Genomic DNA, 24,547 nt, shown 5'->3' on the forward strand with positions numbered 1-24,547 from the left:
ATGAAACAATTGAAATCTCCGCAGAAGAATCAATCGAGTCTGTAGAAATTGCTCCAGAATTGGCAGCACTTTTAAATGACGCTCAACAAGCACTTCTGACTGTAGACGAAGAACAAGCAGAAGAATTACAAGACTTATTAGAACAGATTGAAAATGCGATCGCCAACAATAGCGAAGAATTAACCCAGTTACAAGTAGAACTAGAAGATTTTCTTTACTACATCAGCACGAATGAGGAATAGGGAATAGGGAATGGTAATTATGAAATGTCCTGTTTGTGGAGCAATTTATCGTCCGTTAAAAGAGAACACAGGATCTCTTGAGCAGAAGAATGTCGGTTACACACAAGAAACCACTATCACATCTCCCTCATCTCCCCCCACTCCCTCATCTCCCCCATCTCCCCCCACTCCCCCCTCCCCCTCCCCAACTTGCCGACGCTGCAAGGTAGACTTATCTGATTTGCTCCGTCTGCACGACCAAACGATGTGGTCTCACAGACAAGCGCAGTATTTATTAGCACAGAGATGTTATGCAGAAGCAGCAGCGCACAACAATCAAGCTATTGCTTTGTATTCCAGTAATGCAGACTTCCATGCCTTAGCTGGAAAATTATGGGCATTGCAAGGAGAATTTAGAGAAGCGATCGCATCTTGGCAACAAGCACTTAAGTTTGATCCAGAAAATGCGATCGCTTGTGATTGTCTGCAAATGATCAAGCTAATGGCAAAAAATCATCACGCGTGAAGAGTGCTGAGTTCCCAGTGCTGTTAGCAGATAGCTATGGTTTAGCTCATGCTGAGTTAAAAAGACATCTCCAGAAATAGCCACAAGCGATCGCAGTTTCTCCGTGGCTAGTTTACCTATTTGTTAAGAGTTGCTTAGATTGTGCAAAATCAAGGGTCTAATCATGGTCTAATCGATTGAGAATTTAACTATTAGCCCAAATGTTCAATTTAGATCGGGATATTGAGATTAGCTAGATTTGAGAATTTTAATCAGGGAAGCAACCGCACCAATTACGATTGCAACACTTAAGTACGTTGGGGCAAAAAAAGTCAAGTATGTTACGAAACGTAAATAAGCTTAAAACCTTTACTAATGACTAATGACAAAGGACAAATGACAGCCTTAGCCAGTTAACTTTAATTGCGCCAACCTACTTAGGGCGTAATTTCTGGAGAGATCGTTGACTTGAATTTGGGAGCTGATTCTAATGAAATTAATTCCTGTCTTATCATCGGGTTTGATAGTCTTGAGTCCTATGGTATTTTCTCAAGCAGCTTTTGCAGATGGTTGGCCAACAAGTGTTGTGGGAAACTGGAGTGTGAATGCTAATAATTCTGTCGGGACTCTGAGTATCACAACTCAGTCTGCAACTGGCAACTGTAGACCAATCACGGGTTCCATATTTGGCGATCGCATCACACAGGGTTTTTACTGTCCATTCAGTGGTCGCATCCATTTTTTACGACAGGTCGGTAATACGTTCCAGGCTTACACTGCTAATCTTTCGCAGAACGCAACCACACTTAGGATGGGTGGGTTATTCACGGACTTTGGTCAACCTGGAGAGTATAGTTTTTTCGCCAGTAGCGATTAGCAAGAAAATAAGATAGGACTTACGCAAAATCATGAAAAAACGAACCGCAAACGCGAGTGCGTCTCCCCTTCTCCCAAAGGGAGAGGCTAGCGCCAAGGGAGAAGTACGCCAAGTACGCCAAGAAACAAGAGTTGCACAGAGTTTTTGCGTAAGTCCTGAAGATATAGGAATCATATTTGATTTCTGAAAAAATCTCAGTAGTCATGTAGGGTGCGTTAGCAAAGCGTAACGCACCATTCCAAGCGTGTGGTGCCGTACTTTCTGCGCTAACACAACGCCAGTTCGCTCAAGCCGGGAAACCCGCCCAAACGACTGGCCCCCCTACGTGTATTTCAAAAATCAAATACTAGTCCTATAGGACTTACGCAAGTGTCACAAAAAATAAAAGCTTTTAGTTTTTAGTAAGGGCTACCCTACGGGAACGCTCCGCGAACAGTCCTGATGAAAGAGGACTAAAGTCCTCTCTTCTCTTCTTAGGCTGCGCCAACGAGACGCACTCGCGTTCACTACAAACTTCAAATACTATGCCAGTTGCGTAAGTCCTATAAGATATTGATAAGAATAACCCAAGATAGATGTAATAGTATTTAATATGTGCTACTAACTCAATACTGCCAACCTAAGTAAGTTGGCGCGAAAAAACCTAAGTATGTTACGAAACGTAAATAGGCTTAAAACCCTTGTAAATGACGAAGGACAAATGACAAATGACAGCCTTAGCCAGTTAGCTTTAATTGCGCCGACCTACTTAGGATTGAAAATTAGTATTTTTCTACATAAAATTAAAAATCTCAAATAAAAAATTGGTAAGACTGATGCTTAGGAGTGCTAAAGTTTCAAGAAATTCACCGAAACTTTTCAGCGGGTATTCATGCTGAAGAAACTACAGAAAAAGCAAATTTCGATAATTGCAGGTGCGGCACTGTTTGCCTTTTTAGCTGGGGCAATGGTATCAGCACCTGAGATTGGCAAATCTCTGGGTAAATGGCTCAAACTGAGTCAGAATCAAGCAGAGCAAAGATCAGAGGGTAGCGTTGCCCAATCAGCCGTCTTTCCCCTGATCTCGCAATCGCTACCAGAACGGGCGGCAAAACTAGCAGCGATCGCCCAAGAATCGCCATCGCCAGACCGGAATCGCGCTCGTTATCTTTTGGCGAGTGATTACATTGAAAGAACCCAAGGGCAAAAAGCCCTGGCTTTACTCCAAGGACTAGAGAAAGACTATCCGATCCTCGCGCCCTACATTTTGCTGAAACAAGCCCAGGCAGAGGATATGCTAGGCGAGGACGGCAAAGCTTCGGATCTCAGACAAAAGGTGCTGAAACTCTATCCCAAAGAACCCGCCAGCGTGAAAGCGCTATATCTGATTGCCCAACCGAAGCAACAAGAAACAGCGATCGCTCAATTTCCTGCCAATCCTCTGACTTGGGAAATTATTCGTAAACGCTTGCGAGAAAATCCCAATCAGCCACAATTACAATTGATTTTAGCTAAATATGCCTATGACCAACCAGGTATAGTCGGCGTTTTGGATCAGCTAGTAAAACAGCCTACCCTCAAACCCGAAGACTGGGAACTCATTGGTACAAGCTATTGGGAAAATAATCAATTTCTCAAAGCAGCCAATGCTTATGCCAAAGCACCCAAAACATCCCGCAACCTCTACCGCACCGCACGGGGATTACAAGTAGGGGGGAAAGATAAAGAAAAAGCGGTCGCCATTTATAAACAACTAGTACAGCAATTTCCAAATACGGAGGAAACTGGAACTGCACTACTACGGTTAGCAGAAACCGCAAAAACTCCTAAAGACGGCTTACCCTATCTTGAGCAGGTAATTAGTAAATTTCCGAAACAAGCTGGTACTGCATTGGTACAAAAAGCCAAAACTCTCCAAGCCCTCAACGATCAAAAGTCAGCCAGCGCGGCGTGGCAATTACTCATAGCCAAATACGGCAATTCTAATGAAGCCGCAGAGTATCGCTGGAAAATCGCCCAAGATAAAGCCAATGTCAAAGATTACGTCGGTGCTTGGCAATGGGCAGAACCGATTGTTACTAATAATCCTAACAGTATTTTGGCTCCGAGAGCAGGCTTTTGGGTAGGTAAATGGGCAGCTTCACTAGGGAAACAGCAGGAATCTCAAACTGCTTATGAGTATGTGATTAGTCAGTTTCCCTACTCTTACTATGCATGGCGAGCCGCAACTATGTTGGGGCTAAATGTCGGCAACTTTGATAATGTGCGCGTCATGAACCCAGAAGTAATCACACCCCAGCGTCCAGTACCACCTGCTGGTTCTGAAACTTTCAAAGAATTGTATCTGCTGGGTCAAAACCGCGATGCCTGGTTACAATGGCAGACAGAATTTCAGAACAAAATTCAGCCAACGGTAGCAGAGCAATTTACTGAAGGGTTGATGCGGCTGGCAAAGGGAGAAAATCTCATCGGAATTGATAAAATTTCTAAATTGGAAGACCGGGAAATACCAGCTGAACTTGCCCAATATCAGACTCTAAGCAAACAAATCACCTACTGGCAAGCTCGTTATCCATTTCCCTATCTCCGAGAGATTGAAAAGTGGTCTACTGAGCGTCAACTCAATCCTCTGCTAGTAACTGCCCTGATGCGTCAAGAGTCACGGTTTGAACCAAAAATAAAATCTGTTGCTGATGCTACTGGTTTAATGCAGGTGTTACCGAGTACAGCTAAATGGATCGCCCCACAAATCAAGGTGGATTTCAAAACCATAAGCTTAGAAAACCCCAACGATAACATCATGCTGGGTACATGGTATTTGGATCATACCCATCAGCAATATAACAATAACTCCTTACTGGCGATCGCCAGTTACAATGCTGGCCCCGGTAATGTCTCTAAATGGCTACAAACTCTAACTACAAAAGATCCAGATGAGTTTGTTGAACAAATTCCTTTTGATGAGACTAAAAATTATGTGCGCCAAGTATTTGGCAACTACTGGAATTATCTGAGGCTTTACAACCCTGAGATTTCTGGCATCGTGGCAAAGTATTCGACTACACACCCAAAACTACCGACGCAGTGATTTTGCTGTATGAAGGTGGAAATGAGGAGGGGGAGATTAAATCAGTGAACAGTTATCAGTTATCACAGTTTCGGTCGGGGATTTGAAAGAGACCTCAACACGCCATTTTTAGAAATGGGGGACTCTAACTCAATACGGAAAAATTAACTGATAACTCAATACGGTTCACAAAAGGGCTGAAACTCTTTTTTTTACGAACCACAGAGGCGCAGAGAACACAGAGAGAAGAGAGAAGGAGGAAATGCTTAACCCAAGTGTATTGACTGATAACTGATAACTGATAACTGATAACTGATAACTGTTAATAACTCCCTACCAGCACTCACAACTGGGCACTCCTGAATTCTCCTCATTTCCGGTTAAAAGGTAACATTTTACACGTATTCAAAGTGGAGCGATCGCTATTTTTTTGGTTGAAGGGGTGAGGCGATCGCTCTTTGCCAAGCACAGAGCAATGTCAATGTTGCATTACATCATCTCATCTACCAGCACTGTCCCTCCCTATTGACGTAGGCGAGAATAGGGGAGGTGATAGAAAGTAAGATAAATTTAAAAATTAAGGTTTTTAACCTGCGTAGGCAGGTTTTGTTTGTGTAGCCGCACCTGTGCCAGGGCTAGTAATAAATTAGACTTTTCAAACATCCTCTAAAACACAAGTAAACTAGGACATTATGAACCATGACGCCAGCACTACAAAAACTATTTACATTTGATGAATTTTTAGAGTTTTTAGAAAGTCCAATAATCAGCGACTCATTGCAAATATCTGTTCCGCCGTTAAGGGAATGTTCGGAAACAATCTAGAATCAATTTGATCCTGCCCTCGAAACACCTTTGGGGGTAAATACTCTCCATCTTCAAGTTGGTAGATTGTAATGGTTGGTTGCTTGGGAGAGCCAATGAACCGAATTCCACCAAAAGCAGCATAGTCCACAATGATGTACTCGAAAACGCCCAAGTCTTCTCTTCGAGACGCTACGCGAACATATTCAGCAAGTTTTGTCAGATAGTCGTCCTTCCAATTGTTACTAACAACCTCAATGATTCCAGGTGGTGGAATATATGCAGCAGCAGAACTAGAGCTAGTTTTCATCCTCTGCCATTCAACTCTTGCAAATATGACAATATCTGCTTTCCGGCTTTTTTCCTTTTCTGGTGGTGCTATTTTGAGCCGAACCTGCTTGGACTGGCGCGACACGTAAGGCAGGTCATTTTCTTGGCAGTGATTTTCTAAGTAGGCACACAGTCGCTCGATCAAATCCTCATGATTTGCATTTGGTTCTGATAATGGCACGGGAATCCCATCCAATAGCTCAAACTCTCTGCCTGAACCATCGTCCCAGGCAAGAAACTCTTCAAAAGTCAGTGGTTGTGTGACGGTTGCATACATCGCCCTCGCTCCCTTGCTGACGGGTACTTCACTCAATGTTACCAATATCTACAGCTTTGTCTATGAGTCCTGCTTGATTTTCCTGACTTTTCACGGTATGTGGAAAACCTCACTTCTATTTCTCTCTCCTACATGACTTACGCAAAATAATGAGAAACGAACCACAAAGGACGCAAAGGACACAAAGGAATAAGAGTTTCAGAGAGTTATTGCGTAAGTCCTATCCTAAAAGGAGAGAGACTTTGAATTTTCCCCCTGCCCGCGTCGGGAAGCGGGTTAGGTTTTTCGTTGACTTTTCCAGATGACCTGAATTGTCAGGCTGATTTTCCTGCCGTAGTTCTGAAACTCCGCGACACGTTAAACTTCATCAGCATTTATTCCAAGCTGTCTCAAACGTTCTGCTAAACGCTGGTTTTTTTGCTGTTCTTGTTCTAATTGAGATGTTAATAACTGCGATTTTTCCTCACCAGTTAGTAATAAATTTCCCTGTGCATCCCACCAACGCAACCAAGGTGCTGTAGTATTTCCATACTCTCCTTGCCAAATGCCCAATTCGACACCCATCAAGGAAATCTCATAGTGTCCACGTTCGTTAGCTGTGAGTTGCTGATACCTACCATCAACTAAGTGATAAACCTCAACCGCAGCTTTGCTAAATTCGTAAATGCCATAAAAAGGTACGCGGATTGCTTGCTCATATACCCAGAATTTACCAGTAATTGGAGTATTATCTCTTTCTTGTGAACCATTCCCAGAAGCGAATTCCAGTACAATTAAGGGAGCAACATATTCTTGCCACAATACATAGGAACGTCGAAACTGACCATTTAACATCGGTGCAACATTCGGGACGTAAAACCAATCGGGTGCTGAAGCACCGCGCTCAGGTGGTTCGGTCAAACGCCAGTAAATGCCACAATCTTGACCAATACAGTACTGTTTATCTGGGTGAATTTGCTGTAATACACTTTGAACGGAGTCAGTTAGAAGTGTGCTTTGTGGGTGTTCTTGAAAATTTTTCACAAAAGTACCGTCTGACTCTGGTAACTCAGTATGGTCGGGAAGGTGAGTAATGCCTAGTTCGGACAGTTTGGCAATAGTCATTGAACTTTGGCGAGAGTAAATTGGCTTATTTATCTTAGCACCGCTCTAACTATTGGGTTTGCAGTGGTTAATTTAGCGATCGCCTTTGGAATTAACAAAGGCGATCGCGCATCAAATGTGGTAAAAAGACCACTAGAATAAATTTCTTCGTTGCTAATCAGCGACTCATTGCAAAAATCTCTTCTGCCGTTAAGGGAATGTTCGGAAACAATCTAGAATCATCGCTTTTAACTTTGCTTAATCGGGCAAAGATTTTTTTGGGTGCGATCGCGCACAGATGCGAGACATTGCTACACTAAAAAGGACTTACGGTAGTTACGGTATGGCTTCACTTCAGTTGAGTTCCGAATAAAAACCAAGCACTGTTGAGTTTACTTAATCTATTTGCGATTTACAAAGTTAGCTATCCAGGACGTAAAGAATTAACCTTATGCTCTCTCCAGGCTTTTCTCAAAGACTACGAGATTTGGAAACACACATTAGCAAAGACCAAGAACTGCTTAAAGACTAAAATTGTCAAGTCTAAGTGTTCTGAGTTTGGTTACAGTTTCGTTCCTGAAGCATATCAAGAACAGCAAATCAAAGAGTTAGAGGCTAGTTGCAAGTGATGATTTAAGTAAGTCGGCGTTAAAAAATCCACTTATGTAACGAAGTGTAAAAGCAGCTGAGAGCTTATAAATTATTTGTTCCAGGGTTTTTATAAAACTCAACATACCTTGATTTTATCGTGCCGACTTACTTATTGAGTCATATAATCATCACTTCAAGAAGCTTTCTCAATCGTTGGATAAACCACATCATACCGCAAAGCTTCAGCCGCAAATGCCAAAGCTGCTTTAATTCCTTCATCGCTAAGTACAACATTTCATTAATTCGTAGCGAATTCTCTGCGACCCTTTGCGTTTACCTTTGTGCGTTCCTTTGCGTTTAAATTTCAACCCTCAATTGGCCACGATTTTATGCTGTATTTGCTGAGGTGTTTCACCCGCAGCAAGCTTTTCGAGAATTAACTCAACTGTAATACGAGTTCCTGAAATTACAGGTTTGCCCATCATTATTTTTGGATCGGATACGATTTTTTGCATGAATTAGGATTATTTGGATAGATTAAGTAGAGCGACGCAAATAAAGCTAACTGGCTAAAGCTGTCATTTGTCATTTGTCCTTCGTCATTTATAAGGGTTTAAGGTGTATTTACGTTTCGTAACATAGCTTGGTTTATTCTTGCCGACTTACTTATTAATATAATAATGCGATACTTCCGTTTGTCGTAGACACTGAACTGTATTGCCCAATGACGCTCTCTACGAGACGCTACGCGTAGCTTGCTTGGACGTAGGAGTACGCGGATCACCTACCAGAACACAAGGCGCGATCGCTGTTCATTACTTTCTGGTTAGTCTGCAAATAATCATGTAGCAAGTCGCAACCCCGTGCCAGTAAATTGTCGAGTTTGATATCTGCCAAATCTCGGAAAATTATTGTACCATTGCCACTACCCGCAGCCAGAGTCTTACCGTTATGGCTGAAACTGACGCTGGTTAACTCATCCTTATTACCTTTCAAAGCAATCAGCAACGTCCCTTCTCGGTTCCAAATCCTCACGTTGTCATCGCTACTAGCTGCCAAAGTCTTACCATCGGGGCTAAAACTCACGCTGGTAAAACTATCACCATCGCCGGTGAGACTATTTAGCAAATTACCATCTCGATTCCAAATCTTCACCGTGCTATCAATACTCACTGAAGCGATCGCCTGACTATCAGGCGACCAAGCAACCCCATTTACCCGGCGGCTATGACCAGTTAATGTGTAAAGTAATTTACCATCGATACTCCAGATTTTCACGGTTTTGTCATCACTGGCTGAGGCTATTAACTTGCCATCTGGGCTAAAGTTGACCCAATTCACGGCATATTGATGCCCATGTAATGTGTTAATTAATTTACCGCCTCGATTCCAAAGTTTTACTGTTTTATCTTTACTAGCCGAGGCAATTACTTCACCATTAGGCGACCAAGCTACACCCAAGACGGCATCATTATGACCCTGTAAGGTGTTGAGTAGTTGACCGTCCTGGCTCCAAAGCTTTACCGTTTTATCTTTACTAGCTGAAGCAATTACTTCACCATCAGGCGACCAAGCTACACCCCAAATTTGACCATGATGCCCCGTGAAAATACGGAATATTTTCCCGTCTTGACTGAAAAGTTTTACGGTTTTGTCTCGGCTTGCTGCTGCTAAAGTGCCATCGTCTGGGCTAAAACTGATGCTAGTTACCCAGTCATCATCATCGGCTTTGGGCTTTCGCAGTAACACATCGTCCCAACGCCAAAGTTTAATAGTTTTGTCTCGACTGGCGGAAGCAAGGGTGCGACCGTCTGGGCTGAAACTGACGCTATTCACCCAATTATTATGTCCCTTCAGGGTTCCGAGCAACACACCTTCGTAACTCCAAAGTTTGATTGTCTCGTCGGTACTTGCGGAAGCGATGGTGTTACCATCACGGCTAAAACTGACGCTGGTAACTCCTGCACTATGCCCTGATAAGGTTCGCAGTAGCTTACCCTCCAGATTCCATAATTTGATTGTTTGGTCTAAACTACCAGAAGCAATAGTTTGACCATCGGGCGACCAAGCGACACTTTTGACTGCATCATCATGTAAGAGCAAGGTTTTGAGCAGCTTACCATCTCGACTCCACAATTTCACCGTCTTGTCAGCACTCCCGGAAGCAATAGTTTGACCATCAGGCGACCAAGCGACACTTAAGACTGCACCTTTATGTAAGAGTAAGGTTTTCAGCAGCTTACCATCTCGACTCCACAGTTTCACCGTCTTGTCTGTACTCGCTGAGGCAATAATCTGACCATCAGGGCTAAAACTGGCACTATTGACCACAGCTTGATGTCCTAAGAGAGTAGCAAGCAGTTGACCCTCTCGACTCCAAAGTTTTACTGTTTTGTCTTGACTGGCGGAAGCAAGAATTTGACCATCAGGGCTAAAACTGACACTATTAACTACATCTTCATGCCCCGACAAGGTTTTCACCAAGCTACCATTAGGATGCCAGAGTTTGATTGTCGTATCCGCACTGGCTGAGGCAATTAAAGAGCGATCTGGACTGAATATAGCACTATTTACCCCAGACATATGCCCGTCCAAGCGGTTATATTCTCTTACCCCAGAAACTGCTTGATAAAGCGCCGTCTGTACTTGCTCTCTTGTATAGGAATCTACCCAAACTGTTTGTTGTAATTTTCTCCCCGCCTTTAAAGCTTCCTTTAAAGCATCAATACCTTTTTGTGATGCAAATAGAGCTTCACTGGATGCACTGAGGCTTTTAATTTCGCTATCTACTGCTGTGACAATGGAAACACTTAATCCCAATATAGCGAGGACGGAAGCAGTCAGGGCAATTTTTAAGGAACGATTTAATTGAGCTTCACTGAGCCTTTGTTTCTTTTGACTTTCTGCAAGTTTAGCTGTTAATTCTTTTTCTTTGAGTTCAGCTCGCAATTGCTCAATCTCTAACTCACTCAATTCTTCTCGCTTGTGTAATTCCCGCAGTTCTGTTAATAAGTCCAAACCCTGTTGAGGATGAGATTCTACCAATTTAGAGCGCTGTTTATTTTGGCTAAGTTCGCTCTTGAGTCGCTCAATTTCAGCTTGACTTTGTTCTACTTTTTGGCGTAACTGATTTAGTTGTACCTGTAAGCTCGATTCTTGTTGTTGCAGGTAGCGGATCAAGTCTACTAAATAATCGTGAATCAGTTGATAGCGTTCTGGTACATCAGGGAATAGTACCACTAACCCGGAGCTAACTAAAATCTCTAATACTAAATCTAATTTGCCAACATCTTCTAACTCTGCTAGCTGCGTTGCCAACTCAGCACGAGTTTTAAAAGGTCGGTTGTTACTTTCATCTGTGAGTAAATATAAGACGAGTAACGCGGCTCGTTCATTTTCTACTCCGCAGTCTTTAATTAGTTCTTTAATATATCGCTCAATAAGTTTATTAGGTCTATATGGCTGATATTCTTTTAGTGTAGTAATGCGTTCATCCTGAATTTGCGCTCCGACAACTTGTAATTCAATAGGACGAATTTCACCAAATTCTGTTGATAAATCTTCGATTAAGGCATCAATCAAAGCAGGTTCTAAATTAAACTGCGATCGCTCTGTTAATTTTCGGATAATTGCTTTAGCATATTCTGGTGAAAAATTATTTAACTGGTAGCGGATATGCTTATCGAGAATATTATTATTAATCGCTTCCAATGCCGAAAGATGTTTAAAGTCTAATAAACGATGTAAATAATCTTCTCGCAAAGAAAGAATAACTTTCACAAATGGTATATTCAGACAATCGCTAATAAATTTATCAAACTCTTGCTTTTGATTGCGATCGCTATAACCAAAGAAAAATTCTTCAAACTGGTCGAATATTAAAACTGTGATCAAATGGTTGTCAGCATTTTCTTTGAGCTGTTCTAAAATTCTACCGATGGTGATCCGTGTGGCAGAATAAGGCAAAGCTTCCGATTCAATGGCTGCATCCGGCTTCATCTCAGCGTAAATGGCAAGGGATGCGTCACTAGACATCGCCTCACTTAAAGATTTGCCTAATTCTCGTGCCCAATCAGTATAAACTTGTAGTACCACAGGCACGGCTATTTGATCGCCAATGGCTCGATTTTGCAGTGCTGGAACTAAACCTGCCGTTACGGTAGAACTCTTACCTACCCCTGATTGACCGTGAATCACCGTCAATTTTTGATCGGCGCGGCTAATTCTGCCAATTAAGTTATTAATATCACGCTCCCGACCAGAAGCCGCAATTTCTAAAGCAACGCTGCTAGTCCCAGAAGGTGTCATCAACGCTGGATTTGTCGCCTGTCTTTGGGGTTGCAAGCGCCCTGCGCCGATAAAAGCCCGAAAACCGTACTGCTGTTCAACAGAACGCCGTTTTTGTCGAATGTAATAGGCTTCCAAATAGCGCCCTTCTTCAAAGTAGAGCGATCGCAGTGTCCGCAATAAGCGAATATAACGATGGGCATCGTATTGATGGGCACTGTTTTCCAAGGCTGCTGGTAGTTCTTTGGTCGCCTTGTCAAGGTATTCACGAGGGACTTCCTGTTCACCTAAATTTCGCTGTGCTTTTGCCAACACTAAATAATAAATTTGCGCCAATAATAATGGAAATAAGCAGTTATAAGGGTCATTATGTTTTTGCGCCTCACCTAATTTCAGCAGTGATACGTGTGCTAAGATACTCGCCTGTACCCACCGCGACTGCTGTACAGCCACTTGCGCCAGAAAACCATAGTCACAAGCTAATTGGATTTGACTACCATAAGTTTGATGTAACTCCAAAGACCTTTGAGCAACAGTCTGCAACTCTTTCCACTCTTGCAGATATTGCAAAACCTCTGCAAGTTGACCAATAAATCCAGCAACTATGTCTAAACGTCCAGCCACCTGCAAGATATTCAAGCACTGCTGCAAATAAGATTTAGCCATATACCAATGGCGGCGGTTTTCCGTCTGATTTTGCTCTGCAAAACGGCAATAACACAGCCCAACATAAAACAGCAAGATTCCCTGTCGCAGAAGTAGAACTGATGGGCGATTAGGAGGCGTAGACGAAGAAAATACCCCCTCATCCCCCTCATCCCCCTCATCCCCCTCATCCCCCTCATCCCCCCCATCCCCCCCATCCCCCCCATCCCCCAACTTCTGCCAAACTTGCAAACTTTGTTGAAAATGGCTTAAAGCTGTATTGATGCGATCGCTAATATAATTATCTAGACCAAAAACAAATTCTAAACTAGCGTGTAATTCTGGCTCTAAGGTAATACCACGATTGTGTAACTCTTTAATGGCAAAGTGGAGTTCATAACTATGTTCCCAGACTTGCTCGACAGTAGAATAATGCTTTGCAACTTCAGGTGGTTGGTGTTGTGCGACATTCTGACTTCTCAGAGGATCTGGAAAACCTCTTTTCTCAAAGGAGAGAGGCTTTGAATTCTCCCCCTTCCCTAATAGAAAAGGGGGTTGAGGGGTTAGGTTTCGGGTTAACTTTTCCAGATGACCTGAATTGCCAGGTGCAGCATTTGATAACACCGTAGCAAATAAAGATTGAGTTTCCTGTTGCAGAAATTGCAGCAGTGATTGAGTTGTCATTTCAAACCGAATCGGTGTCGCCGCCCAACTAGCAAAATCTGGTGCTAAACGTACTACCTTTTGCAATACTTCCCCATTCACCCACACAATCATCGGAAATGGGTGACGTTTGCGAAATTCATCCCGAATATGATTAATAGATCGAAGAAGATCATCGAGTCCATCTACTGACTCTAAACCCAAAATCATCAACGCTGATGGCGGATGATCTTCCGTTAGCAGTTGTAAATGAATACTTGTGTAAAGGCTTCTAGCATTATACGGCAGAACTACCTTTTGAATTTGGTGTACTCCTGAAGAGAGTTCTTCGAGCCGTAAGAGCATTTGCTCTTGCAAAACTCGATAATTGCAGCACACCAAAACCAGGGAGAATTGACCGCTAGAAAGGGCAATTGCTCTCCCCAAACTTCGCAAAGCACGCTCATTAGCTGCTGTTACATCTACTTGTGGGTGTCGTTCAACCATGACTTAAATTTTTCCGTCTCTGCTAAAACTGGGTTGACGGCAAACCAAGCTCCTTGATGATCCCGGTATTCAAATACAAATAAACTTCGCAATAGGGTATGGTATTCTATATCACCTCTAACTTTTTGCTGTTGCACCACCTGAAAGATTAATTCCCACTCATGAGGATCAATGGCGTTAGCTCGGTAATCTCGCTGTCTTCTAATCACCAGTTCGACACACTCTTGATCAAAGGGTGGATCTTGTTCTCGCAGACAGTCAAACAGTAAACCTAGCAAGTCGCGTACATGACCACCACTCATCAGGCACAATCGATCTAAGGTTTCCAAATTATCAAACACTTCTGTAATTAAGCCTAACCGATCGCTAGCCAAAATGTCGGGAAAAGCTCTAGCTAGCACCATTTGCCGCATCATTGCTAGCCCTGGGGTGAAAATCTCTCCAGAGCGCAAACGTACAGGTATCATCGGTAACACTTTTGGTGCAATTCCTCCCCCTAAACGATGCTGAAGTTCGGCGCTATCGTTAGAAAAAGTCAGGGCTAAGGGAATAGTGTAAACTACATGACAATTTAGTTTGCGTAACTGTTCACCACGCTGAATAAATAAATATTCTGGCAGCGATCGCCCCGATGGTAAAGGTCGAATTGCAACTCTATCCAAGTTATCAACAATCACTACCAGTCCTTTTTTACCCCTGGCTTTCAGTTCCTTGGTGGCACGTTCTAGCAATTCTTGATTAATTGACTGTAAAATATTTGCTGTTCGCGGTTCTAAATAATCTCTTAACCGCCGCCGCAATTGGGGGCTTTCTTTAGTTTTAGCTGTAATTTTGCCAATCCCCACAGACAACTCTGCTTCTACCCCAAGTTCAATTGGCGTTTGTAGAAAATCGACAATTTCACCAAACAATTTGGTAAAGTAGGTAGGTTTGAGCCTGATTTTCAAAGCTTCTAGGCTTTCACTCACCTGTCCGGCGATCGCCAACAAAATATCAGTCACATCCACATCTGCCATTTCTAAAACGTGGGTAGACTCAAAGTAAACTACATGAAATTTTTGTACTTCTAACTCAGCTTTGAGGCGCAACAACTCCGTTGATTTTCCACAGCCGAGATGTCCTGTAAATAGCTGACAAGTTGGTACATCGGGTGATATTCTAGCGATGGTGCGTTGCAAAGCCTCGATGATTTTGCCACCCCGCACCGCAGCAAAATCGATATAGTACCTGCGATCGCTAGCATTTCCTATAATTAGAGGTCTGCTTGGATTGCAAGCCTGATAAAATCTTTCTAAATCTAGGAGCATAACTAATCGATTTCACTCAGGAATAGGGATGACAAAATCTGCTGAATAAATATATTGATTTTAGGGAATTTATCCCTTAATTTAAGTACATCTCACTTAAAATACTAACTAAACTATAGGAATCCGGTTTGATTTTTGAACAACATTAAGTATTTGTAGGGTGCGTTACGCGAAACGCTAACGCACCATTCTTAAGGATTCGGTGCGTTACGCGAAACGCTAACGCACCCTACGTATCTGTTCAGAAATCAAATACTAGTCCTATAGCAGAATTGTGGATAATTGTTTATCCAGAGGTTGGTGCTATAAGACTGGTATTTGATTGCGTGAAAAAAATCAGTACACCCCGAAAAGACTTCTTCCCCACTCTTTAGTAGAGACGCCATTAATTGCGTCTTTCCACACGCCCTGTCTATGGCGCCTGCGCTCCAGTTCCTACACCACGCAAATAATTTCAAAAATCAAAGTGGACTGCCATAGCACATGACAATGCTAATATTGGAGTTAAAGCAAGCAGAAATACTTTTATAAACCTCATTTAAATTGAGAACCGTAGTTTTTGCCCTCACCCTAAATCCCTCTCCCAGATCTGGGAGAGGGACTTGGAAATTCTCGCTTTTTGAATCCCAGATCTGGGATTCGGGGTTGGGGGATGAGGGCAAATAAGGTACTCTTATAAATATTAAAAATATCCAGCACAAAAAAAGGTACTTAACAGTACCTTTTTTTGTTCAAAAATCAAATTAGATTCCTGTATAGCAATACGCTTGGGTTAAGGCTAAAGCTGTTTGCCAAAGTCAATTTTTTTTAACGAATCGCAAAGAGAAGAAAGAAATGCTTAACCCAAGTGTATTGTCCTATAGCCAGCAAGAATAAATCAAACTATATTACGAAACGTAAATACACCTTAAACCCTTATAAATGACAAATGACAAATGACAAATGACAAATGACAAATGACAGCCTTAGCCAGTTAACTTTATTTGCGTCGCCCTACTTACAAACCCATTGAGTATAAAATTATCCGGTCATGCAGCTTATCGGGCAAAATATGCTTCAGCACAGCTCCAATTTTGGCATCTTGTCCAACCAGATAGCGTGTCTTTGGCTGCTTTGCAGTCAGCGCATGGACAACAGCCTGAGCAACAATATCAGCAGAAATTCCTCCAGACGCGAGAATCTGCATTTTCTTGCGGACAATATTCATCGCCTGACCGTAGAGATTTTGTGCCGATTGCGGTAAATCTTGCTGTGCTATTTCCGATTGACTTAGAGACTTTTCCCAAATTGGAGTAGCGATCGCCCCAGGTTCGATAATCGAAACCGAGATTCCCCAAGGTCGTAATTCCATCCGCAGCACATCAGTGAGTGCAACGAGGGCAAATTTGGACGCATTGTAAGCTCCCAAGAACGGCGTTGGACTCCTACCAGCAATGGAACCCATATTGACAATTCGACCCCGACTCTGGCGTAATAGACCCAGAAATGCTTGTGTCACGGCTAATTGTCCGGTGACATTAACCAGCATTTGTTGTTGAAATTCGGCGATCGCTAATAATTCTAAAGGCCCTGGGACAGCAATTCCGGCATTATTCACTAAACCTAAAATCCCCGCACCACCGACTGTATTTGTTACCGTATCAACCGCAGTTGCGATCGATTCCACATCAGTAACATCTAAAAAAATTGGAATCAGCCTTTGTGACCCTTTCTGTTTAAGTGTTTCAGCATCAATATCTTGACGCACGCCAGCAAAAACAGAAAAGCCCAACTGGTCTAAAAGCAAAGCACACGCTTGACCAATTCCTGTTGACGCTCCTGTAACCACTACTGTACGTTTATTTTCTACAACCATTAATTTTCTTTGATGATGAGACTGCTGTAATCAGGGCTATTTCATTCTTCTCTAGCCCGCCTCAGAATGAATTCACCAGTCTAATAGTGAAAGTCGTCTCAAGACGACTGAGACTCATGTTATAGTCCGTTTTAACGGACTTTAGCTATGAGCCAGGAACTTCAGTTCCGGGTGGTTTATGTCTAGGCTGAAATAGCCCTGCTGCTGTAATTACGAATTACGAATTAAGTAAGTCGGCAACAATAAACCAAACTATATTACGAAACGCAAATACACCTTAAACCCTTACAAATGACAAAGGACAAATGACAAATGACAGCCTTAGCCAGTTAGCTTTGTTTGCGCTCTTATACTTAGTATCAATCTTTGCAAACACCAGCACGAAGACAATCTTCGGTTTGGTCATCCCTAGCCGAAATTTGCCACGGCAAGATGGGTGACTGAGCATTTGTACTGTAAGCAATTAGAGCAGTTATTATGGGAAACTGATTGTTGACAATTGTCACCTTACTACTAGAACTATTGCCTAACTCAACACTGTATAAATAAACAGGCAATGCCATCAGGGCAATGTAAATTGTCCGATTCATACCCAACCTCAGCTAAAAATTTCCGATTGCGCTATGTATAGATACCACCTTGATGAACCGGATTTTCAAAACTGAGTATTATCTGTTTACGTTGTATCAATTTACTCAGCGCTAGTAATAGTCTGTCAAGTTAAGTTTTATGGGTAAGCAAGTTAGTAGTAAGGACTTTAGTCCTGCATTATCTAAGGAAGTCGGCAAGAATAAACCAAACTATATTACGAAACGTAAATACACCTGAAACCTTTATAAATGACCAAGGACAAATGACAAATGACAGCCTTAGCCAGTTAGCTTTATTTGCGTCGCTCTACTTAAGCACTAAAATGCTTCCTACAAACCCTCAAAACTCCCTTGACCAAGTACTAGCCGCAGAGACGTCATTTCTAAATTATCGGTTCCACCCCTTTTTATTTTAGGTTAGGCATTGCCTACAAGATGACTTCCTGCTAACTTATGCAGATGCAACCCCAAAAAACAGGACAAAAAACCCACAGCATCGAAAAACATATCTTAGTAGCTGCATTCCCCAGATAAAATAATGAAGAGTGCTGAGTCACCGAAATGGTCGATGACCGACAAAAAAACATACAAGCCCATAAATAAATTTAGGGGATTGTAATGCGTGAATTTTGAATTTTGAATTCGGAGCGAAGCGACGTGACGCCTTCACAAGACGTAGATACTGTAAACGTTCCCAACATCGACCCAGAAGAATATGGCAACTCAGACACTGATCCTCTTGATGAGTTACCAGGTGAAATCGAAATGTCTCTTTTCGACCACCTAGAAGAGTTGCGACTGCGGATTTTTTATTCGCTGATTGCTGTAGTAGTGGGCATTATCGGCTGTTTCTTTGCCGTTAAGCCAATCGTTCAGTTACTTGAAGTACCAGCACAAGGAGTAAAATTTCTCCAACTTGCACCTGGAGAATATTTCTTTGTCTCCCTCAAAGTTGCAGCCTACACTGGCTTCGTACTTACTAGTCCTTTCATTCTTTACCAAATTATCCAGTTTGTGCTTCCAGGACTAACTCGCCGCGAACGCCGTTTACTGGGGCCCGTGGTTTTGGGTTCGAGTGTGCTATTTGCAGCAGGGTTAGTATTTGCCTATTTACTCCTTATCCCCGCAGCTTTAAAATTTTTCATCAGCTACGGAGCAGATGTAGTCGAACAACTTTGGTCAATTGATAAATATTTTGAATTTGTGCTGCTATTGTTATTCAGCACTGGTTTAGCATTTCAAATTCCCATCATTCAACTATTACTCGGTAATTTGAATATTGTCTCGTCAGAACGCATGGTTTCTGGTTGGCGTTACGTGATTATGGGAGCAGTGGTTTTAGGAGCCGTCCTCACTCCTTCTACTGACCCCCTGACTCAAAGTCTCTTAGCGGGAGCAGTTTTAGGACTTTATTTCGGTGGTGTTGGACTGGTGAAGCTCACAGGTAAATAACATCTGGAATAGGTAAAAGATATTTCCAGCTTAGTTTTTGACCAAATGTTTATTCAAACCCCGGTAATTCGTAATTCGTAATGAAGAGCGAGAGTTCTCAAATTCTCAGAGGCTATTTGAAAAGTATTTCACTGTGACTCTAGGCACTTTTAGATCCCCCCTAACCCCCCTTAAAAAGGGGGAAGAATCAAAATCCCCCAACTTATCGGGGAGCCACTGCGGTCTTCTCCCTTGGCGCTAGCCTCTCCCTTTGGGAGAAGGGGAGACGCCAAGGGCGATGGGGGTTTCCCCCATGAGCAAGTGGCGTGGATATAGGGGTATTTAGAACTTTTGATACCAACAAGAGGACTTTTCAAACGTCCTCTAAAGGTCGTACCCTTATGGACAGGTGGGGTCTAAATTTTTATCCATAACATAATTACGAATTTTGAATTGGCTTTAACTATCTTGGCTTAACTCAAATAGACTTTTTCCATTAGCAAGAGGTAACACATAAGCAATCTCACCTAGCTCGGCTTTCTCTGTCTCAAAAAATGTACCTCGATGCTCAGGAGTGATTAGTAACTGAGTTGTTTTTGCAGTTGATACAGAACTAATGGATATCTCGACATAACCCCGCAACTCCAAATTTGCCTCTTCTCGAAGTTTTTTATTAGTAGCATCCGGTTGCAGAATAAATAAGCCTGTATCATTAGCATTGATAGGAAATGTAAAGCGTGATTTCTGTATACCTCCTACGCCGTCAAAAACACTGCTTACAGGGCTATCTACACCAGTGGTATCCAAAACGGTGAGAATTTTTTTAGGATCTAGTCCGGGCGTTCTGGTTGTAACTACAAGGGAGAGAAATACGAGTTCATTAGTCACATTGGCGATCGTCAGGAAATAGCCTTGAAGAACTTTTCTCGCTAGCGGGCTAAGTTCAGGTTCTTTATCTGTAAGCTTTTTTGGAAGTTGAGGCTTAAAAAGAATTTCAAATGTTGAGATAAAAGCCATTAGCTTTCTCCTTGAGGAGGTATTTTTTTTTCACATTACCAATGAGCCAGAAGCTCATACAGCACATTATGGTATTTTTCAATAAAAATACTGTCAATACTCAGAAATTTACTAATATTAATGCAATAGCGGGTCATAATATCCATTCGGAAGTGCGTTCACCCAAATCGAGAGGAATGCTGACGGCTTTGCCGAGGCGGGGGCGATCGCGTGTTTGGGTAATAAAAGCTTGTACCTGTGTTGATCCACCCAAGGCGTGAAGATAATTGGCAATGCTATCGAGATGCTCTTGGTACTCCGCCTCGTTCAAGGGAAAAGAAGCTTGCTCTAGATATTTCCACATGACTTGCAAAAATATCTTTCCCTGTGCCCGCCGGAACTGGACATCGTAAGAATATCCCCACTTCTCAAGCAACATCTGGCGTAATTCCTGTCCTGTCATAGCTTTTCTCAATCAGATTTTACATTTAGTTATGATGTTAAGTTCCGTGACTCCAGTATGATAAGGATATAAAGAAATGTAATGCTAACAGAAAAGATGCTTTTTATATCTTGGAACAAAGAAGTATGGCATCGTTGTGAGCGCTAGCATTTCGACTTAGACAAGAGTTCCTCAAGTATAAGTACTTTTGTCAAAATGCTTAACAAAATACACAAAGAGCGCGTAGATTATGGCTCAATTTTCTGAATCAGCAGACGTGCCCGATATGGGGCGTCGTCAGTTCATGAATCTGCTCACTTTTGGGACTGTCACTGGAGTGGCTCTGGGTGCATTGTATCCCGTTGTCAACTATTTTATTCCACCAGCAGCAGGTGGTGCTGGTGGCGGTGTAACGGCAAAAGACGAGCTAGGTAACGATGTTAGCGTCGCTAAATTTCTAGAAAACCGGAATGCAGGCGATCGCAACCTAGTCCAAGGACTAAAGGGAGATCCTACCTATATTGTGGTAGACAGCAAAGAGGCGATCAAAGATTATGGCATTAACGCCATCTGCACCCACTTGGGTTGTGTCGTCCCCTGGAACATTGCTGAGAATAAATTTAAATGTCCTTGTCATGGTTCCCAGTATGACGAAACTGGTAAAGTTGTTCGGGGCCCTGCACCCCTATCTTTGGCTTTAGCCCATACCAAAGTGAACGACGACAAAATCGTTTTAACCCCTTGGACTGAAACCGACTTCCGCACCGGTGATGCACCTTGGTGGAGTTAATAATTTTGTCCTTAGTCCTTAGTCATTCGTCCTTTGTTCAGGGCTTAATGACTAATGACTAATGACCAATGACTAATGACTAATGACTAATTCAATCGTCGCCCTTATAGAGATGAGAAATGTTTTCCTAACAGCGAGGTTAACTCGCAGTGCTAGAGCGATTGTAAAAACATTGCTCATAGCGATCGCCACGGTCACATTTTACTTTACCAGCGATCTAGCACTTCCCCAATCAGCTGCCGCCTATCCCTTTTGGGCACAGCAAACCTACCCCGAAACCCCCCGCGAACCAACGGGGCGGATTGTCTGTGCCAACTGTCACTTAGCCGCCAAAGTTACAGAAGTGGAAGTTCCCCAATCGGTGCTACCTGACACTGTATTCAAAGCTGTGGTGAAAATCCCCTACGATCTTAGCGCCCAGCAAGTTGGTGCAGATGGTTCTAAGGTTGGCTTGAATGTCGGTGCTGTACTGATGCTACCTGAAGGCTTTAAGATTGCTCCCGAAGACCGTCTTTCCGAAGAACTTAAAGAAGAAATTGGCGACACTAGCTTCCAACCCTACAGCGAAGATAAAGAAAATGTCGTCATCGTCGGGCCTTTACCCGGTGAACAGTATCAGGAAATCGTCTTCCCAATTCTTTCTCCCAACCCCGCAACAGACAAAAACATCCACTTCGGTAAATATTCAGTTCACGTAGGTGGTAATCGGGGACGCGGACAAGTTTATCCCACTGGCGAAAAGAGCAACAACACTGTTTACAATGCTTCTGCTACTGGCACAATTACTAAGATTGCCAAAGAGGAAGATGAAGATGGTAATGTCAAATATCTAGTCAACATCCAACCTGAATCGGGTGATGTTGTCGTTGATACGATTCCTTTAGGGCCAGAATTGCTTGTTTCCGAAGGGCAAACAGTTAAAACTGGTGATGCTTTGACCAGCAACCCGAATGTTGGTGGATTCGGTCAAAAAGATGCAGAAATTGTACTGCAAGACGCATCTAGAGTCAAATGGATGATTGCGTTCACCGCTCTTGTGATGTTGGCTCAAGTTATGCTGGTGCTGAAGAAGAAGCAGGTTGAAAAAGTTCAAGCTGCTGAAATGAATTTCTAAATTCTTTGCTAAATCATTACTTGTAGGACAGGCAAGATGCCTGTCTTTTTTTATATCTTATGGTTCTAAGCATTATGTATAGAATTGGACTTTGGACAAAAAGAAGTGTTCGCTCAATTAACTCAGACACCACCCTAATTATTAATATACCTTTAGTCGCAATAAGGCAATACGCTTGGGTTAAGGATTTTCTGGAGAACCATAGGCCTGTAGAGACGTTGCATTGCAACGTCTCTACACTGTCCACTGGACAAGGGTTTTAGTCTTATCCCAAGCGGATTGCGCAATAAGGCAGGAAAATATAGTGGTTGATGTAGGGGACTCAGAGTTTATATGCAATTTGCTTTAAAAGTATATCTGCTTAATCAAAAATTCTTATATTAGCTTCTAGTCTTTTTTTATGGAATCTGTTATATTTTAGTTGTAAGTTATAACAGTTGTTATAACATAACTTCTCACATCAAATTTATAATGTCTAGGTATTTTATTTAAATGCCTAGTGTCTTCCTACTTAGGAATTAGCTCATGGCTGTAAAAAGTTATCCCGTAACTCATGCAAAGGTAGGAAATCAAGATGGATTTCGCTTACCTCGCGCATTTTCTAAGGATTATCCCCATTTAGCTAATGCTTCAGGCCACATTGAAGTGCTATCTGATAACACGTTCTTAGTTAGATTAGAAATTGATAATGTTGATGAAGCTGATGCAGATGAGGGCATTATGATGAGCCTTTTTCTTGACTTTCTCATGAAGGATGCTATGCAAAATCCTTCTAAACTCGTTCCTTATACCCAAGAAATGAGCGATGAAATGGATGATTTACTGGCTGATGTAGTTATAGATTAATGCCTGCATTCACTTGTAATGGTTGGCAGGTTTTTTTCTACCCATTGTTTAGCGAACAATGGGTAGAATTGCGTAATAGGGTTCGTGTTTTAAAAAATGAGTTACCTAAAGAAGAATTTATTACACATTCAGATGTTAAATTCTTAAAGGCATTGAATATTGCGATTAAAGAAAAAATTCCTCAAGATCCTTTTGCTAGTCATTTTGCTTTACAAAAACCTTTGCAAAAGTATAGCCGCTTCAAAAAAATGGGGTTACCTGAACGATATAGATTATTCTTTAGAGCATTCAAAGAACAAAAAATTATTATTATTCTTTGGTTAGGTTACCCTCGAAAGGAAGGCGATAAAAAAGATTGTTATCAAGTTTTTAGCAAAAAAGTTGAGAATGGGGATTTTCCTGAAAGTATCGATAATCTGCTTGCAGAATGTGAGTTAAAACATCCTGATGATTAAAACGCAGATTAACCACCAATTAAATACAGCCCAGACATAGCGATCGCATTTTGAGCGATAGTATTGATAGCCTTAGTTGAGTTGAGGTATCCGACCATGACAACCTTAGTAGAGTATATCCCTGTTACCCCGATTGAGTACCCAGATGAGGATGGCAAGCCAATGGCTGAAGGAGATATCCAGTGCAGTTACTTGACTTATGCAAGAAACGCGCTACGGATTTATTTTCAAAATCACCCAAATGTATACGTCGCTGGTAATCTATTTATTTACTACGAAAAAGGTTATCCAGAATCAGTCGTAGCCCCAGATGTATTTGTGGTGTTTGGAGTGGAAAACCGTGACAGACGCTCTTACAAAACCTGGGAAGAAAATAATCAAACCCCAGCTTTTGTTCTAGAGATTACCTCAAAATCCACCCGCAGCAAAGACCAAGGTGCAAAGAAAGGAATTTACGCCTTTTTGGGAGTGCGTGAATATTTCCAATATGACCCCACAGGCGATTATCTCAATCCCCAACTCCAGGGTTTACACTTGGTCGATGGGAATTATTTCCCACTGGCAACCAATACCTTGCCAGATGGTACAGTGTCCCTACCCAGTGAAGTTTTGGGGCTAGAGTTACACCTGGAAGCAGGAAAACTACGTTTTTACAATCCAGCTACGGGACAAATACTCCTAACTCATGAAGAGGAAGCAGCAGCACGACAAGCCGCAGAAGAAAAGACGCAAAGATTAGCTGCTAAACTCCGAGAATTAAATATTGATCCTGATCGCCTTTAGAGGATGTTTTAAAAGTGGGGGGCTAGTGTAAGAAAGCTCACAAGGCGTATGCTGAATTTTGTAGAAACCAGCACCCTGTGAGCGAATGACTAAAGCATACCGTAGCAATCTGACCTGGGAACA

The 24,547-nt window shown here is 42.3% G+C and carries 19 protein-coding genes and 1 pseudogene; 11 read left to right on the forward strand and 9 right to left on the reverse strand.

The window, feature by feature from the left end; all coding sequences use genetic code 11:
* From LC605_RS19705 to LC605_RS19720, 4 genes and pseudogenes are all read left to right on the forward strand, one after another.
* Positions 1 to 242 (forward strand): annotated as a pseudogene (locus LC605_RS19705) (heat-shock protein Hsp70); the annotation flags it as partial.
* 10 nt (positions 243 to 252) lie between these two features.
* The gene (locus LC605_RS19710) at positions 253 to 747 is read left to right on the forward strand and encodes a tetratricopeptide repeat protein (RefSeq protein WP_229549208.1); all 495 of its coding nucleotides are present in this window, start codon (positions 253 to 255) and stop codon (positions 745 to 747) included.
* Positions 748 to 1,216: 469 nt separating this feature from the next.
* Positions 1,217 to 1,603 (forward strand): hypothetical protein, encoded by a 387-nt coding sequence (locus LC605_RS19715; RefSeq protein WP_229549209.1) that lies wholly within the window; start codon positions 1,217 to 1,219, stop codon positions 1,601 to 1,603.
* A gap of 871 nt (positions 1,604 to 2,474) precedes the next feature.
* Positions 2,475 to 4,670, forward strand: coding sequence for a transglycosylase SLT domain-containing protein (locus LC605_RS19720; protein WP_229549210.1), 2,196 nt, complete (start codon positions 2,475 to 2,477; stop codon positions 4,668 to 4,670).
* Between the two features lie 745 nt (positions 4,671 to 5,415).
* Here LC605_RS19720 and LC605_RS19725 read toward each other — a convergent pair.
* Positions 5,416 to 6,060 carry a Uma2 family endonuclease gene (locus LC605_RS19725; RefSeq protein ID WP_229549211.1) on the reverse strand — a complete coding sequence of 215 codons (645 nt, stop codon included), beginning with the start codon at positions 6,058 to 6,060 and terminating at the stop codon, positions 5,416 to 5,418.
* A gap of 357 nt (positions 6,061 to 6,417) precedes the next feature.
* Complete coding sequence (locus LC605_RS19730) at positions 6,418 to 7,164, reverse strand: Uma2 family endonuclease (protein WP_229549212.1); 747 nt, start codon at positions 7,162 to 7,164, stop codon at positions 6,418 to 6,420.
* Positions 7,165 to 7,170: 6 nt separating this feature from the next.
* Here LC605_RS19730 and LC605_RS33035 point away from each other — a divergent pair, with 6 nt between their 5' ends.
* On the forward strand, positions 7,171 to 7,305 hold the full coding sequence (locus LC605_RS33035) for a hypothetical protein (RefSeq protein WP_267868600.1): 135 nt from the start codon (positions 7,171 to 7,173) through the stop codon (positions 7,303 to 7,305).
* Positions 7,306 to 8,105: 800 nt separating this feature from the next.
* Here the strand turns inward: LC605_RS33035 and LC605_RS19735 are convergent.
* The 5 genes from LC605_RS19735 to LC605_RS19755 form a co-directional block, all read right to left on the reverse strand.
* A complete protein-coding gene (locus tag LC605_RS19735; RefSeq protein ID WP_229549213.1) occupies positions 8,106 to 8,249 on the reverse strand; it encodes a DUF433 domain-containing protein in 144 nt (47 codons plus the stop codon).
* A 265-nt stretch (positions 8,250 to 8,514) separates the two neighbouring features.
* Positions 8,515 to 13,815, reverse strand: coding sequence for a hypothetical protein (locus tag LC605_RS19740; protein ID WP_229549214.1), 5,301 nt, complete (start codon positions 13,813 to 13,815; stop codon positions 8,515 to 8,517).
* Positions 13,791 to 15,122 carry a P-loop NTPase fold protein gene (locus LC605_RS19745; RefSeq protein ID WP_229549215.1) on the reverse strand — a complete coding sequence of 444 codons (1,332 nt, stop codon included), beginning with the start codon at positions 15,120 to 15,122 and terminating at the stop codon, positions 13,791 to 13,793. The genes LC605_RS19740 and LC605_RS19745 overlap by 25 nt, the downstream gene beginning before the upstream one ends.
* A 997-nt stretch (positions 15,123 to 16,119) precedes the next feature.
* Positions 16,120 to 16,977 carry an SDR family NAD(P)-dependent oxidoreductase gene (locus tag LC605_RS19750; RefSeq protein ID WP_229549216.1) on the reverse strand — a complete coding sequence of 286 codons (858 nt, stop codon included), beginning with the start codon at positions 16,975 to 16,977 and terminating at the stop codon, positions 16,120 to 16,122.
* 359 nt (positions 16,978 to 17,336) lie between these two features.
* Positions 17,337 to 17,567: a hypothetical protein gene (locus tag LC605_RS19755; RefSeq protein WP_229549217.1), complete on the reverse strand. Its 231-nt coding sequence runs from the start codon at positions 17,565 to 17,567 to the stop codon at positions 17,337 to 17,339.
* A gap of 657 nt (positions 17,568 to 18,224) precedes the next feature.
* On the opposite strand from LC605_RS19755, the gene tatC reads away from it, so the two are divergent.
* Positions 18,225 to 19,019 (forward strand): twin-arginine translocase subunit TatC, encoded by a 795-nt coding sequence (gene tatC / locus LC605_RS19760; RefSeq protein ID WP_229549218.1) that lies wholly within the window; start codon positions 18,225 to 18,227, stop codon positions 19,017 to 19,019.
* A gap of 438 nt (positions 19,020 to 19,457) precedes the next feature.
* On the opposite strand, the gene LC605_RS19765 is transcribed toward tatC, so the two are convergent.
* Positions 19,458 to 20,015 carry a hypothetical protein gene (locus tag LC605_RS19765; protein WP_229549219.1) on the reverse strand — a complete coding sequence of 186 codons (558 nt, stop codon included), beginning with the start codon at positions 20,013 to 20,015 and terminating at the stop codon, positions 19,458 to 19,460.
* 133 nt (positions 20,016 to 20,148) lie between these two features.
* A complete protein-coding gene (locus tag LC605_RS19770) occupies positions 20,149 to 20,457 on the reverse strand; it encodes a DUF3067 family protein (RefSeq protein ID WP_229549220.1) in 309 nt (102 codons plus the stop codon).
* 229 nt (positions 20,458 to 20,686) lie between these two features.
* Between LC605_RS19770 and petC the strand changes: the two genes are divergently transcribed.
* The 5 genes from petC (at position 20,687) to LC605_RS19795 (ending at position 24,424) form a co-directional block, all read left to right on the forward strand.
* On the forward strand, positions 20,687 to 21,226 hold the full coding sequence (gene petC, locus LC605_RS19775) for a cytochrome b6-f complex iron-sulfur subunit (protein ID WP_229549221.1): 540 nt from the start codon (positions 20,687 to 20,689) through the stop codon (positions 21,224 to 21,226).
* A gap of 112 nt (positions 21,227 to 21,338) precedes the next feature.
* Entirely contained in the window at positions 21,339 to 22,340 is a 1,002-nt protein-coding gene (gene petA, locus LC605_RS19780; RefSeq protein ID WP_229549225.1) for a cytochrome f, read from the forward strand.
* 525 nt (positions 22,341 to 22,865) lie between these two features.
* Complete coding sequence (locus LC605_RS19785; RefSeq protein ID WP_229549222.1) at positions 22,866 to 23,186, forward strand: hypothetical protein; 321 nt, start codon at positions 22,866 to 22,868, stop codon at positions 23,184 to 23,186.
* Positions 23,186 to 23,641, forward strand: a complete 456-nt coding sequence (locus LC605_RS19790) for a type II toxin-antitoxin system YhaV family toxin (RefSeq protein ID WP_229549223.1) — start codon at positions 23,186 to 23,188, stop codon at positions 23,639 to 23,641. The genes LC605_RS19785 and LC605_RS19790 overlap by 1 nt, the downstream gene beginning before the upstream one ends.
* 96 nt (positions 23,642 to 23,737) lie before the next feature.
* Positions 23,738 to 24,424, forward strand: a complete 687-nt coding sequence (locus tag LC605_RS19795; protein WP_229549224.1) for a Uma2 family endonuclease — start codon at positions 23,738 to 23,740, stop codon at positions 24,422 to 24,424.
* Positions 24,425 to 24,547: the final 123 nt, after the last annotated feature.

Origin of the sequence: Nostoc sp. CHAB 5836 (genome assembly GCF_020829445.1) — a bacterium.
In the GTDB taxonomy this organism is placed as follows: domain Bacteria; phylum Cyanobacteriota; class Cyanobacteriia; order Cyanobacteriales; family Nostocaceae; genus Nostoc.